This window comes from Aeromonas hydrophila subsp. hydrophila ATCC 7966, assembly GCF_000014805.1.
In the GTDB taxonomy this organism is placed as follows: Bacteria; Pseudomonadota; Gammaproteobacteria; order Enterobacterales; family Aeromonadaceae; genus Aeromonas; species Aeromonas hydrophila.
Map to the genome: position 1 here is coordinate 2408389 of NC_008570.1, position 13953 is coordinate 2422341.

At 63.7% G+C, this 13953-nt stretch carries 10 protein-coding genes; all 10 read right to left on the minus strand.

Annotated elements, in window-relative coordinates:
* Nucleotides 1-26: 26 nt before the first annotated feature.
* Nucleotides 27-662 carry a bifunctional phosphoribosyl-AMP cyclohydrolase/phosphoribosyl-ATP diphosphatase HisIE gene (hisIE, locus tag AHA_RS11075; protein ID WP_011706043.1) on the minus strand — a complete coding sequence of 212 codons (636 nt, stop codon included), beginning with the start codon at nucleotides 660-662 and terminating at the stop codon, nucleotides 27-29.
* Nucleotides 655-1428 (minus strand): imidazole glycerol phosphate synthase subunit HisF, encoded by a 774-nt coding sequence (gene hisF, locus AHA_RS11080; RefSeq protein WP_011706044.1) that lies wholly within the window; start codon nucleotides 1426-1428, stop codon nucleotides 655-657. Before hisF ends, hisIE begins: the two co-directional genes overlap by 8 nt.
* A gap of 180 nt (nucleotides 1429-1608) precedes the next feature.
* Complete coding sequence (locus AHA_RS11085; protein ID WP_011706045.1) at nucleotides 1609-5580, minus strand: PAS domain S-box protein; 3972 nt, start codon at nucleotides 5578-5580, stop codon at nucleotides 1609-1611.
* A complete protein-coding gene (locus AHA_RS11090) occupies nucleotides 5577-7730 on the minus strand; it encodes a PAS domain-containing protein (RefSeq protein ID WP_011706046.1) in 2154 nt (717 codons plus the stop codon). Before AHA_RS11090 ends, AHA_RS11085 begins: the two co-directional genes overlap by 4 nt.
* The gene (locus tag AHA_RS11095) at nucleotides 7723-8832 is read right to left on the minus strand and encodes a response regulator (RefSeq protein ID WP_011706047.1); all 1110 of its coding nucleotides are present in this window, start codon (nucleotides 8830-8832) and stop codon (nucleotides 7723-7725) included. Before AHA_RS11095 ends, AHA_RS11090 begins: the two co-directional genes overlap by 8 nt.
* 165 nt (nucleotides 8833-8997) lie before the next feature.
* Nucleotides 8998-9741 (minus strand): 1-(5-phosphoribosyl)-5-[(5-phosphoribosylamino)methylideneamino]imidazole-4-carboxamide isomerase, encoded by a 744-nt coding sequence (gene hisA, locus AHA_RS11100; protein WP_011706048.1) that lies wholly within the window; start codon nucleotides 9739-9741, stop codon nucleotides 8998-9000.
* Between the two features lie 5 nt (nucleotides 9742-9746).
* Nucleotides 9747-10388, minus strand: a complete 642-nt coding sequence (gene hisH, locus AHA_RS11105; protein WP_011706049.1) for an imidazole glycerol phosphate synthase subunit HisH — start codon at nucleotides 10386-10388, stop codon at nucleotides 9747-9749.
* Entirely contained in the window at nucleotides 10388-11539 is a 1152-nt protein-coding gene (hisB, locus tag AHA_RS11110) for a bifunctional histidinol-phosphatase/imidazoleglycerol-phosphate dehydratase HisB (RefSeq protein ID WP_011706050.1), read from the minus strand. Before hisB ends, hisH begins: the two co-directional genes overlap by 1 nt.
* Before the next feature lie 15 nt (nucleotides 11540-11554).
* Entirely contained in the window at nucleotides 11555-12625 is a 1071-nt protein-coding gene (gene hisC / locus AHA_RS11115; protein WP_011706051.1) for a histidinol-phosphate transaminase, read from the minus strand.
* Nucleotides 12622-13947, minus strand: coding sequence for a histidinol dehydrogenase (gene hisD / locus AHA_RS11120; protein ID WP_011706052.1), 1326 nt, complete (start codon nucleotides 13945-13947; stop codon nucleotides 12622-12624). Before hisD ends, hisC begins: the two co-directional genes overlap by 4 nt.
* Nucleotides 13948-13953 lie beyond the last annotated feature (6 nt).

Genomic DNA, 13953 nt, shown 5'->3' on the forward strand with positions numbered 1-13953 from the left:
AATAGCCCGTTAAGCAATATGATACTTTATTTATTGTGGCGCTCATACAGCCGCTGCACCACATCCTTCAACGCCAGCCCTTCGTTTTGCAGCAGCACGGTGAGGTGGTAGAGCAGGTCAGCGGATTCGTTGATGAGCTCCTCTCTGTCTTTCGCCATCGCGGCCAGCGCCACTTCCACCCCCTCTTCACCCACCTTCTGGGCGATGCGCTTGGTGCCCTTGGCATAGAGGCTGGCGGTGTAGCTGGTGGCCGGATCCGCGCCTTTGCGTGCTGCCAGGATCTGTTCGAGCTCGGCCAGGAAGCCAAGCGGCGGCACGGGGTGGCCGTCGAAGCAGGAGGGGTTGCCCAGATGGCAGGTGGGGCCGACGGGGTTGGCGGCGATCAGCAGGGAGTCCTGATCGCAGTCGGTGGTGATGGCGACCAGCTGGAGCACATGGCCCGAGCTCTCCCCCTTGGTCCAGAGGCGCTGCTTGCTGCGGCTGAAGAAGGTGACCTGACCGGTCGCCAGGGTTTTATCCAAAGCTTCCCGGGTCATGAAACCCTGCATCAGCACTTCGCCGCTGGCGGCATGCTGGACGATGGCGGGGATCATGCCGTCACATTTTGCCCAGTCCAGGCGTTCGGCGAGCGACTGCTCGTTGTTTACTGCTTGATTATTCACGGATGGCGACTCCTTCGGTTTTCAGCCAGCGTTTCAGTTCGGGAATGGGGATAAGGCCTTTGTGGAACACGGAGGCGGCCAGCGCCCCGTCCACGTCGGCGAGGGTGAAGGCATCGCGAAAGTGCTCCATGGCACCGGCGCCGCCGGAGGCGATGAGCGGCACCTTGCAGACGGCCCGCACCAGCTTGAGCTGCTCGAGATCATAGCCCTGGCGCATGCCATCCTGGTTCATCACGTTCAGCACGATTTCACCGGCGCCACGCTTTTGCGCCTCCTCGACCCAATCCAGGGTATGCCAGGCGGTGGTGCGGGTGCGGCTCTCGTCACCGGTAAACTGCTTGACCTGATAGTGACCGCTCTGCGCATCAAAATAGGAGTCGATGCCCACCACCACGCACTGCACGCCGAAGCGTTCGGCCAGTCGGGTGATGAGGGTGGGATCGGCCAGCGCCGGCGAGTTGATGGAGACCTTGTCGGCCCCGAACTCCAGGATCTGGCGGGCATCCTCCACGCTCTTGATGCCGCCGGCGACGCAGAAGGGGATGTCGATGACTTCGGCCACTCGGCTCACCCAGCTCTTGTCCACCACCCGCTCATCACTCGAGGCGGTGATGTCGTAGAACACCAGCTCGTCGGCCCCTTCGCTGGCGTAGCGACGGGCGAGCTCGACGATGCCGCCCATCACCTCGTGATTACGAAACTGCACTCCCTTGACCACCACGCCATCTTTGACGTCGAGGCAGGGGATAATACGCTTTGACAACATGCTCGTTGCTCCATGTAAAGCACTGTTAAAACTAACGTTGTTGCCAACGGGCCCGAGGGCCCGGCGGCGAGTGAAAAAGGTGGCTTGCATGCTTTAACAGCGGGTTCCTGAGCGGGAAAAAGAGACCCGAAACGGGCGGCGTCTTCACTCGGTGGAGTACCACTATATGCACGACTTTATTCAGTGATTCAACCCTTTATCCAGCTTGCTCGCGCCCTGATGCCGGCTGGTGCCAGCAGGCGCCTGGCCGCTCAAGCCTGGCTGAGAGCCATCTGCTGCCAGCAGCTCACGAAGGGTGAGCAGGGCACCGTCAAAATCAAACACTTTCAGCTGGCGAGCCAGGATCTCGCCCTGAGTCCCCAGGGTGAGCAGCAGAGGGGCCGCGTACTGCTCAAACAGCGGGATCACGGCGGTGTCGCTCTGCACCAGCAACTCCTCAATCTGGCGCAGCAGCTGTTGTTGCCAGTGGCTGCCAAGCGGCGCGGCGTTCGCGGCGGGGCTGGGATCTTCTTCCCCCAGCAGACTGGGCAGTTCGCTGAGGAGGTGGGCGATCGGTGCCATCCGCTCGGCCAGGGGTTGGCTGTTGTTGGCCAGATCCAGCTCCAGTTGTTGGCTCTGGGCGGCCAGTTCCACCAGCCCGAGGGTGCTGGCCACCCCGCGCAGGGTGTGGATCAGCCGGCTGGCGGCTGGCCTGTCACCAGCATGCAGATGGTTCTCCAGCTGCTGCATGTCCTGACTGTGTTCGCTGGCGAAGTGGCGAAGCAGGGCGACGTATTTGCTCTGGTTGCCCTGCAGTGCCGCCAGCCCCTGTTGCAGATCCAGCCCGGGCAGATTTTGCAGGCGGGTGAGGGGGCCAGTTAGCAGGTCGGTCGTTCGCCGCTGGTATTTGGGGGCGGCGGCCGTGCTGTGGGGCAGCCACTGCTGCAGCGCCTCGAACAGCTTGGCGGGGGTCACCGGTTTGGCGATGAAATCGTTCATGCCGGCGGATTCGCAGGCCTTCCTGTCCTCTTCGAAGGCACTGGCGGTCAGCGCCAGAATGGGAACCTGCTCCCAGCCCGGCAGGGCGCGGATGGCCCGGGTCGCGCTGTAGCCATCCATCAGCGGCATCTGTATGTCCATCAGGATGAGATCGAACGCGTGCTGGCTGACGCGCTCCAGCGCCTCCTGGCCATTGACCGCCGTCTCGATGACGAGGCCGCTGTTGTTGAGCAGCTCCAGCACCACCTCGCGGTTGATGGCGTTGTCCTCCACCAGCAATACCCTGGGGTGGTTGGCAAAGAAGAGGGCCTGCTGCACCGTCTGCTCGAGCGCTGCCGGTTGCTGCGGTTCACCCTGACCCACCGCGAGGCGGGCGGTAAACCAGAAGCAGCTGCCCTTGCCAAGGGTGCTGGTGACCCCGACCTCTCCGCCCATCAGGGTGGCAAGCCGGCTGGTGATGGCCAGCCCAAGGCCGGTGCCGCCATATTTGCGGGTGGTGGAGACATCCGCCTGCTCGAAAGCCTGGAACAGTTTCTCGCTCTGCTCCGGGCTGATGCCGATGCCGGTATCCTCCACCTCGAAACGCAACAGATAGCCGCCGGCAAGCGGGTGATCCACCCGGACCCGCAGGGTGACCGAGCCCTGTTCGGTGAATTTGATGGCGTTGGCCGCGTAGTTGAGCAGCGCCTGACGCAGGCGGGTGATGTCGCCGTGCACCCAGGCCGGGGTATCGCCGATGTCGACTATGATGGTGAGCCCCTTGGCGCGCGCCTGCTCGCTCATCAGGGCGCTGACGTTGTCCAGCATGGCGGTAAGGGAGAAGTCGCTCTGCTCCAGCGCCATCTTGCCTGCGTCGATCTTGGAGAGATCCAGGATGTCGTTGATGATGGTGAGCAGGTGCTGGGCGGCGTTGTCGATCTTCTCCAGTCGATCCTGCTGGGTGTGATCCGGCGTGTCGCGCTTGAGCAGGTAGGTGAGCCCCAAAATGGCGTTCATCGGAGTGCGGATCTCGTGGCTCATGTTGGCCAGGAAGGCACTCTTGGCGCGGTTGGCACTCTCCGCCCGTTGATGGGCCTGAGCCAGCTGCAGGGTGCGCTCGTTGACCATCTCCTCCAGGTGGTAGCGGTACTGATCGAGTTCCTCGCCGAGCTGCTTCTTCTCGGTGATGTCGGCCTGCACCGTCACGTAGTGGGTGACGGCCCCGTTCTCCTGGCGAATGGGGGAGACGGTGGCGAGCACCTGATAGTGAGAGCCGTCCTTGCGCCGGTTGATGAACTCGCCGTGCCAGCGCTGGCCGCGCTTGATGGCATCCCACAGGGCGATGTAGGTGGCCTTGGGGGTAAGCCCGGAGCGCAGCAGGGAAGGGGTCTGTCCTATCACCTCGCTCTGCTGGTAGCCGCTGGCGGCCAGGAAGGCGACGTTGACATATTCGATGCGGGCCTGGGTATCGGTGATGAAGACGCCATCCGGGCTCTGCTCCAGGGCGAGCGAAAGCTGGCGCAACTGCTGCTCTGCCTGCTTGCGCTCGGTGATGTCGAGGTGGATGCCGAGCAGGCGCAGCGGGCGCTGCTGGGCATCCCGGTAGATGCTGCCCTTGCTGCTGAGCCAGCGCACATCGCCGTTTGGCAAGAGGATGCGAAATTCGATCTCGATGGGTTTGCCGCTTGCCGGCAGCTCGGCCAGCAACTTGTCGAGGCGGGGCTTGTCGTCCGGGTGCAGGCAGCTGTGCCACTGCTTGAACTCGCTGAGCTGTTCGGCGCTGCGACCATAGAGGCGGGCACATTCGGGGGAGAAGAAGAGCCGGCCACCCTGCATGTTCCACTCCCAGATCCCGACGTGGGCACCCTCCTGGGCCATCAGCAGCCGCTGCTCGCTCTCGCGCAGTGCACTGCTGGTGGTTTCGGCGCGGATGCGGGCGCTGATGGCGTCGTCCATCAGGTTGAGTGCCGCCAGCCTGGCGCGGCGCTGGGTATCGAGCGCCAGCTGCTGGTTGTGCAGCAGTTGCTGCTCGGCCAGCTTGCGTTCGGTGATGTCCTGCACGGTGCCATACAGTTCGACGATGGTGCCGTCGTTGGCGCGCAGGGCGGCGCCGCGGGCGATGATCCAGATGGGTTCACCCTGTTCGTGGATCACCTCGGCATCGCACTCGTAGGGCAGGCCATCTTGCAGACAGCGCTCGACCGACTGGGCGATGGCGCGCCAGCCATCCTGGGTGAAGTACTTCCTCACCTCTGGGTAGATGGCGGGAGGCAGGGAAGGATCGCGGCCATAGATGCGGTAGATCTCCGGCGACCAGAAGTGGCTGTCGTCGGTGATGTTCCAGCGCCAGTTGCCGATCTTGGCCAGGTGCTGGGATTCGCGCAGGATCCCCTCGTTGCGGCGCAGCGCCTCTTCGGTCTCCTTGCGCTGCTGGTGATCCTCGATGACCGAGATGAAGTAATCCGGTTTTCCCTTGAGATCCTTGACCAGCGCCACCGTCAGGGTGATCCAGAGGACCTCGCCGCCCTTGCGCAGATAACGCTTCTCCAGGGTGTAGTGCTGACGTTCGTCTGCCAGCATCTGGGCCACGTAGGTCTGATCGATGAAGAGATCATCCGGGTGGGTGATCTGCTGGAAGGTCATGCCCATCAGCTCGTCGGCCTGGTAGCCCAGCATGTCGCACAACCGCCGATTGACCCGCAGCCACTTGCCGTCCGGGGAGACCAGGGCGATGCCGACCGCAGCCTGCTCGAAGGTAGCCTGGAAGCGGGTCTCGCTTTGTTGCAGGCGGGACTGGATGCTGCTGAGCTCCTGCCAGCGCTGGGTTTCCCGGGCGCGGGAGCGGTGCATGGCTGCGCTGAGCAGGCTGATGAGAACGCCGTTGGCGATCAGAATGCCCCACTGCACCAGATCCTGCCCGGCGCCGATGCGCAGCTCGTGAAGCGGGGCGAGCAGGAAGTAGGTGGTGAGCAGACCGCTCACCAGGGTACAGAGCAGGCCGGGCAGCAGGCCACCGAGCAGGGCGCAGACGGTGATGGGCAGCATGAACAGCACCAGCAGCGGCCGCTCGCCAAAGGCGATGGGCAGCTGGACCCGGATCTGCAGCATCAGCACAGGCAGCAGCACGGCCAGCAGGCAGACCCCCCAGCGCTGTCTGGGTTGGCGAGGATGCCACAGTGAAGACCAGCGCGTCATAGGGACTCCTCCGGCGGGGTGGGGGCCTGCGGATAGGGGGGCTGTTGCCCGAGCTGAAGCGACAGCTCGTTGATCTTGTGCTTGAGGGCCAGCATGGCCAGCTCCCGGTCCACCATCACCTTGTTGAACCGCTCCAGTTCATTGTTTTGCTGGCGGAGCTCGCTGGCCTGACGGGTCAGGGCCTGCTCGACCTGTTCGCGCTCGGTGACATCCAGCAGCAGACCAAGCACGGCGGGCTGGCCGCGATAGTCGACACGGCGCCCATAGAGCTCCATCTCGATGTTCTGGTGGTCGTGGTGCAGGGCGGTGAAGCGGGTGTGGATCTCGCTGTCTTCCTGTTCGCAGCGCTGCAGCTGCTCAGCCACCCTGGCGCTGTCTTTCGGGCTGGCTAGAGCGTGCAGGGTGCCGATTTTGAGCAGAGCTGCAGTCGAGGCATAGCCGAACAGGCGGGCAAATCCTGGGTTGATGTAACAGAGCTGACCCTGCTGGATGATGTAGATGCCGGCCAGTGACTGTTCTACCAGGGCGCGAAACAGTCCTTCCCGCTCACGCAGGCCCGCTTCGGCTCGCTTGAAATCCGTGATGTCGCGAGAGATACCGAAGATGCCTATCACCTGACCATCGCTGTCTTGCAGCGGTCCCTTGGTGGCGAGAAACACCCGCTCGCCGCCTGGCAGGGTCAGGTACTCCTCCTGGGTCTGAACCCGGTTATTGGCGATCACCTGTTCACCCAGCGCCATCAGCATACGGGCCTGATCGGGGGGGAAGATGGCCATGTCGTCCTGACCCAGCATCTCGCTGGCCGATTTGCCGACGAACTGGCTGGCGGCGCGGTTGAACAGAATGTATTTACCCTCTCTGTCCTTGGCGAAGATGGCATCTTCCGAGCTGTCGGCGATGGCGGAGAGCAGTTGCAGCGCCTGCAGGCGGCCGGCCTGGGACTGGCGAACCTGCTCGGCCATCTGCAGCCGGGTGTGTTGGCGCAGCAGCACGATGCCGGTGTTGGCGATAAGCAGCACTAGCAGGCCGATCAGCCCGATCCAGATGCTCTCTTTGAGCTCCGCCCGGGTGAGTTCGGCCTTGTCTATCTTGGCCAGCAGATACCAGTCGGTACCCATGACCGGCTGTACGGTGCCAAACACCGGCGTGTTGCGGTAATCCTTGCCAAAGAAGATCGCCTTGCCCTCTTCATTGCGGCTTTGCTGCAGGAACTGGACTGCCAGCAACTCCTTGCTGCTGACGGGCAAATGCAGGGTGAGAGCCGAACCGGGGCGATAGCGCACATCGTTGAGAAACTGGATCTGATCGCCGCTGCGGCGAAACAGCAGGGCCTCACCGCTGCTGTCCGGCACCGGCCAGGACTTGAGAATGTTGTTGAGCCAGTCACTGCGGCTTATCTGCAGCACGATGAAAGGCGACTTGTCGCCCGCCATGGGGAGCGGGGCGATAAAGTCGAGGCGGGCTTGACCCTGTTCGTCCAGATAGGGGCCGACCCGGGTGATGCTGCCGCTTGTTGCGTTCTTCAATGCCGCGCGCAACTGGGCGCTCAGGCCGCTGGCATCCGGGGTGTGCCACAGCAGGTTGCCCTCTGGCGAGAGCACGCTGGCGGCGCTGAAGCGGCGAATGGAGATAAATTCGTCCAATTTGGTCATCAGGTTGGCATGACCGGCCCGGGTGGCCTGGGCTTCGCGATAGAGCGCGGCATATAGCGGGTTTTCAAACAGAATGTGGGCGTCAAATTCCCGGGCGCTGAGCCATTCGGTGATGCGCTTGCTCTTGAGATCGGCAATGGTCTCGAGCCGGGCTGCCTCCTTGTCCTGGGTCAGGTTGATGTTCTGGGCGATGGCCATGGCGGTCAGGGCCAGGATCAGGCCGTTGAGCAGCACGAACGGCAACAGCTGGCGCCGGGAAGGGGTGGTGGTCACCGTCGGCTGGTCGATGCGCCGGCGCAGCATGGTATAGAGCATGGTGGCGGTGATGAGGATGAACAGCCACCCCTTGATGGTGCTGGCCAGCGCGAACTGGGCCGGGGTGCTGAACAGCCACTCCACCGCCTTGTCGGAGAGCAGGATCCACAGGCTCGCCACCGCGGCATAGGTGAGCACGACGTTGAGTACATGGGCTCGGGTCAACGAGGGCTGCTCAGCCATGTCTGGCCTCATTGTCATCCTGGTAGCGCTCGGCGATGGCGACGAACTGCTCGAAGTGGTTGTCAAACGCCGTCACCACATCCGGGTCGAAATGCTGGCCACTGCCGGAGAGGATCAGGGCGCGCGCCTCCTCATAGGGCATGGCCGCCTTGTAGACCCGCACATTGATCAGCGCATCGAACACGTCCGCCAGTGCCATCAGGCGGGCCGAGAGCGGAATTGCGTCCCCTTGCAGGCCATCGGGATAGCCGCTGCCATCCCATCTTTCGTGGTGCCAGTGGGCTATCTCCTTGGCCAGGGTGAGAAACGCCAGCGGCTGTTCGATGTCCCGTTCGGCCTCTTCGATGGCGTCGCTGCCGAGCTTGGCGTGGGTGCGCATGATCTGCCACTCCGCCGGGGTCAGCTTGTCCGGCTTGAGCAGGATCTGATCCGGAATGCCCACCTTGCCGATGTCGTGCAGCGGCGCCGAGCGGCTCAGCAGATCGATGTAGCGGGGGGTCAGGGTGTCGCTAAAACGGGGGTGACTGGCCAGCGCACAGGCCAGTTGCCTGACATAGCCCTGAGTGCGCAAGATGTGATTGCCGGTCTCGGGGTCGCGGATCTCCGCCAGATGGGCGAGCGCCCGGATGGAGACTTGCTGGATGAGGTCGTTCTCGGTCATCCGGCGTGCGACTTCGGCCTCCAGCGCCGCGTTCTGATTCTGCAGGCCGTCGCGGGCCTGTTTGGCCTCCAGCTGGGTACGTACCCGCGCCTGGACGATGGCCGGTTTGATGGGCTTGGTAATGTAGTCGGCAGCGCCCAGCGACAGCCCGTACTCCTCGCTCTGGGGGTCGGCGAGGGCGGTGAGCAGCACCACCGGAATACGACTGGTTGCAGGGGTAATACGCAGCTGTTTGAGCACCTCATAGCCGTCCATGCCAGGCATCATCACATCCAGCAGGATGAGATCCGGGATTGTCTTGCCAGTGGCGATCCGCAGACACTTCTCCCCGCTCTGGGCGGCGAGCACCCGATAGGTGGGAGAGAGCAGGTCGGTCAGCACCATCAGATTTTCGGGTGAGTCATCGACAATCAGGATGGTGGCGGAGTGAGATGTAAACATAGGTCCTCCGTGACGTTGTCTCAGTGAATTCGAGTATAGAGTCAATTGTTACCAAGTAATAAGGACTTACCTCGATTTACCCCTTGATGAAGAGGCTTCCGGCCGGACGGCCCGGCAGGGAGCCTCTCTCTCAATCGACGTCCTGATGGCGACGCTGCGGCTTGCTTACAGGCTGCCATTTCCCCAGCAGGCGATGGCATCCCCTACCGAGAACTTGCCCTCCAGCAGGGCGCGGCCAAGGATGATCCCCTTGACCCCTGAACCCTTGAGCGCCTCGATGTCTTCGATGCCGCCAATGCCGCCGGAGGCCTGAAAGCCGACGCTCGGATAACGGGCGCAGAGATCCCGGTAGAGCTCGACGTTGGTGCCTGAGAGGGTGCCGTCACGGCTGATGTCGGTGCAGAGCACGTGCTTGAGCCCGGCAGGGAGGAAGCGCTCGATCAAAGCTTCGATGGTCACCCCGCTGTTCTCCTGCCAGCCGGCTACCGCGATATGGCGATTGCCCTGGGCATCAATGTTGACGTCCAGTGCCAGCACGATGCGCTCGGGGCCGTATTTTTCCATCCAGCTGGCCACCAGATCCGGCGATTTGACGGCGGTGGAGCCGATCACCACCCGGCTGGCGCCGGCGGCCAGCAGATCTGCCACATCCTGCTCGCTGCGCACGCCGCCCCCCACCTGCACCGGTGCTTCGGTGGCCGACAGCAGCTGGGCGATGAGAGGGAGCTGGCGCGCCTTGGCATCCTTGGCACCATCAAGGTCCACCAGGTGCAGTTGCACCGCCCCCTGGGAGACATATTCGTCGAAGCGGGCCTGCGGGCTGTCGCTGTAGGCGGTCTTCTGACCGTAGTCGCCCTGATAGAGCCTCACGACTTGGCCGTTAATCAGATCAATGGCTGGAATAATCATCCTTGTTACAGCTCCAAAAAGTTTTGCAGTAGGCGGGCACCGGCCGCGCCGGAGCGCTCCGGGTGGAATTGGGCGCCAAAGAAATTGCTGCGCTCTGCAACCCCGCCCACGATGGCGGTGAAAGGCTTGCCGTAGTCACAGGTCGCCAGCGTCGCTTCGGTTACCTCCAGCGCATAGGAGTGCACGAAGTAGAAGTAGCTGCCGCTCGGGATCCCCTTGAGCAGAGGATGGGTCTCGTCGTGTTCAATCTGGTTCCAGCCCATGTGGGGCAAACGCAGATTGCCTACTTCCATCAGCTTGATCCTGCCCGGTACTATGCCAAGGCAATCGATCAAGGCATGGGTCTTGCCATCGGCCGCCATGCTCTCTTCGGAGGCCTCCGCCAGCATCTGCATGCCGAGGCAAAAACCCAGCAGCGGCTGCTTGGCGGCGCGAATGAGCGGCACCAGCCCCCGTTCGTTGAGATTCTTCATGGCGGCCACCGCGGTGCCGACGCCGGGCAGGATCAGCTTGTCCGCCTGCTCGATATCGGCAGCCTCGCGGGAGACCCGCGGCTGCACGCCGAGGCGCTCGAATGCCATGCGCACCGAGGCCAGGTTCGCGCAGCCGGTGTCGATGATGACCAGCTTCTGCTTGCTCACATCCATCACAGCACCCCCTTGCTGGAGGGAAGCTCGCTCCCTTCCACTCGAATGGCCTGGCGCAGGGCGCGGCCAAAGCCCTTGAACAGCGCCTCCACCTGGTGGTGGGTGTTGCCGCTGCCGACCTTCATCTGCAGGGTGATGGCCATGGCATCCGAGAGGGAGCGGAAGAAGTGGGGCACCATCTCGGTGGCCATCTCGCCCACGCTGTCGCGGCCAAAACCGCTCGGGCAGTCGAACACGAAGTAGGGGCGGCCGCTCAAGTCGAGCGCGGTGGCCACGTCCAGCTCGGTCAACGAGGGAGCCTGGGTGCTGTCATTGGCGCCGTCAACCAGGCGGGGGCGACCGTCGATCACCGCCTGAACCTCGTCCATCGCCAGCACGAAGCCGAAGCGGCCGATGCCGCGCTTGCTGCCAAGGGCCTGGCGCAGCGCCTGACCCAGGGCCAATCCGACGTCTTCTACCGTGTGGTGATCGTCGATGTGCAGATCGCCGCTCACTTTGAGCTTGAGTCTGAAACCTGCGTGGGTCGCTATCTGATCCAGCATGTGATCAAAGAAGCCGATGCCGGTGGCGATCTGGTTGCCGCCGCTCTTGTCGAGATCCACCGCCACCTGGATGCGAGTCTCCTTGGTGTAACGCTCCACCTCGGCCACACGCCCCTTGGACAGCAGCTGATCACGGATGGCGAGCCAGTCGTGATCCTGCGGGTGGTAGCGGATCCCGCGAATGCCCATGTTGTCGGCCAGCTGCAGATCGGTCTGTCTGTCACCAATCACGAAGGAGTTGGCAAAGTCGATGCGACCGGAGGCGAGATACTCCTTCACCAGCCCGAGGTGGGGCTTGCGGCAGCTGCAGCCGTCGGTGGGGAAGTGCGGGCAGATCAGCACCTGCTCCCAGTTCACCCCTTGCGATTCGAACAGGTGCATCATCAGATCGTGGGGCGGCTGGAAGTTCTCCAGCGGCAGGCTGGCAGTACCCAGCCCGTCCTGGTTGGTCACCATCACCAGCACGTAGCCGGCGGCCTGCAATTCGCGCAGCACTGGAATGACCATGGGCTCGAAGCGCAGCTTGGCGAGGCTGTCCACCTGCTTGTCGGTCACCGGCTCTTCAATCAGGGTGCCGTCGCGGTCGATAAACAAAAACGGGGTCTTCATCGCTACATCCTTGTCTTAAAAAGAGGGAGAGGGCAGGTCACGCAATACCGCCAGCACGGCATCCATCTCGCCCTGATAGCCGATGGTGACCCGAATGCTGTTGTCCAGGCCCGGCTTGGTCGAGAAATCCCGCAAGATGATGCCGGCGGCCTTCATGGCGGCAAAGACGGCGGCGCCATCCACAAAGCGCACCAGCACGAAGTTGCCCTTGTCCTCGAACACTTCTTTCACACAGTGCAGGGTTGCCAGCGCGGCCTTGAAGGCGGCTTTTTGCTTGTTGAGCTCCACCACTCGCTCCTGCATCAGCTCCAGTCCCATGGGGGAGAGGGCCTGCGCCGCGATCTGGGCGATGGGCTCGGGGATGGGATAGGGGGCGATCACCTTGGCCAGCATGGCGATCACCTCGGGACTGGCCAGCGTAAAGCCGCAGCGGATCCCCGCCAGGGCAAAGGCCTTGGAGAGGGTGCGGGTCACCACCAGATTGGGGAAGCGGGCCAGCAGGTCCACCACGGACGCCTCGGGGCAGAATTCGATATAGGCCTCGTCTACCACCACGATGGCGCGATCCCGCGCCTTCTCCAGCAGGGCGATGAGGCCGTCGCGGCCCACCAGATCTCCGGTGGGATTGTTGGGGGAGCAGAGGAACACCAGTTTCACGTCGGAAAGGCGATCGGCAATAGCGGGCCAGTCAGGCTGGCGGCTGGTGGTGAGCGGCTGCTCGACGATGCCGACACCACAGGTCTCGGCGCTGATGGCGTACATGCCGTAAGTGGGTGGGCAGATCAGGATCTGATCTTCACCCGCTTCGCAGAAGGTGCGGATCAAGAGCTCGATGGCCTCGTCGGCACCGCGGCTCACCAGCACCTGATCGGGGTTGACCCCGGCGTAGGCGGCATAACCGTTCACCACCTCGGCCGGCTGGCACTCGGGGTAGCGGTTGAGACGGCCGCCCTCAATGGTGAAGGGATAGGCCAGCGGCGCCTCGTTGGCGTTGAGCCAGACGTGGCCCTTGCCGCCGATGCGGCGAGCGGATTGATAGGGGGTGAGGGCCCGCACCACGCGGCGCGCCAGGTTGGCAATGCTCATGACAAATCCTTCTGCTGTGCTGTTTGTTGGGGCGCGGCGGCCAGGGCGTTCAACCTGAGGGTGACGGCGTTCTTGTGGCCATCGAGCCCCTCGGCCTGGGCGATGCGCTCGACGATGGGACCAAGGCCCTGAATGCCGCGTTCGCTCAGCTCCTGCACCGTGTAGCGGCGCTGGTAATCGGCGAGGCCCAGGCTCGAGCAGGTGCGGGCATAACCGTAGGTGGGCAGGGTGTGGTTGGTACCGCTGGCGTAATCGCCGACCGATTCCGGCGTCCATGCTCCCAGGAAGATGGAGCCGGCATTCTCAAGCTGATCCAGTAGATCACGGGGAGCGCGGGTCTGCACGATCAGGTGCTCCGGCGCGTAGGCGTTGGAGATGGCGCAGGCTTCTGCCAGATCGTCGCAGAGGATCACCAGACTGCTGCCGAGCGCCTGCGCGGCGATATCGCGGCGAGTCAGCTTGGCCAGTTGGCGCTTGATCTCGCCGTTGATAGCATCGGCCAGCAGCGGCGAGGTGGTCACCAGCACCACCTGACTGTCGGGGCCGTGCTCGGCCTGGGAGAGCAGATCCGCCGCCACGAAGGCCGGGTTGGCGCTCTCGTCGGCAATCACCAGCACCTCGGAGGGGCCAGCGGGCATGTCGATGGCGGCGCCGCGCCAGTCACGGGATACCTGGCCCTTGGCTTCGGTCACATAGGCGTTGCCCGGGCCGAAGATCTTGTCCACCTTGGGGATGCTCTGTGTGCCGTAAGCCATGGCCGCGATGGCCTGGGCGCCGCCGATGGCGAACACCTTCTCGACGCCGCAGGCGCGAGCGGCGAACAGGATCTCGTCGCTGGCCGGGGACGGGGTGCAGAGCACCACTTCACGGCAACCGGCGATAGCAGCTGGAATGGCCAGCATCATCACGGTGGAGGGGAGCGGCGCGCTGCCCCCTGGCACGTAGAGACCGACCCGGCTGATGGGCTGGGTGCGCAGCTCGCACACTACCCCGGGCTGGGTCTCCACCCGCACCACCGGCTGTACCTGGGCGGCGTGAAAGGAACGAATGTTGGCAATCGCCGCCTCGATGGCGCCCTTAATATCGTCACCCAAGCGGGCGCAGGCGGCCTCGATTTCGGCATCGCTCACCTGCAGTTGCTGACGGGGGACGCGCTCGAAGCGCTGGCTCAGCTCGCGCAGAGCCTCGTCGCCCCGGCTGCGCACCGCAGCGATGATCTCCCGCACCACGGCGCCGATGTCGGCCTCGTCACTCAGGGCCGGCCGGGTCAGCACGTCGGCCTGCTGGGCGGGGGAGAGGGTCTTCCAGATCAGGGTCTGCATGATGTC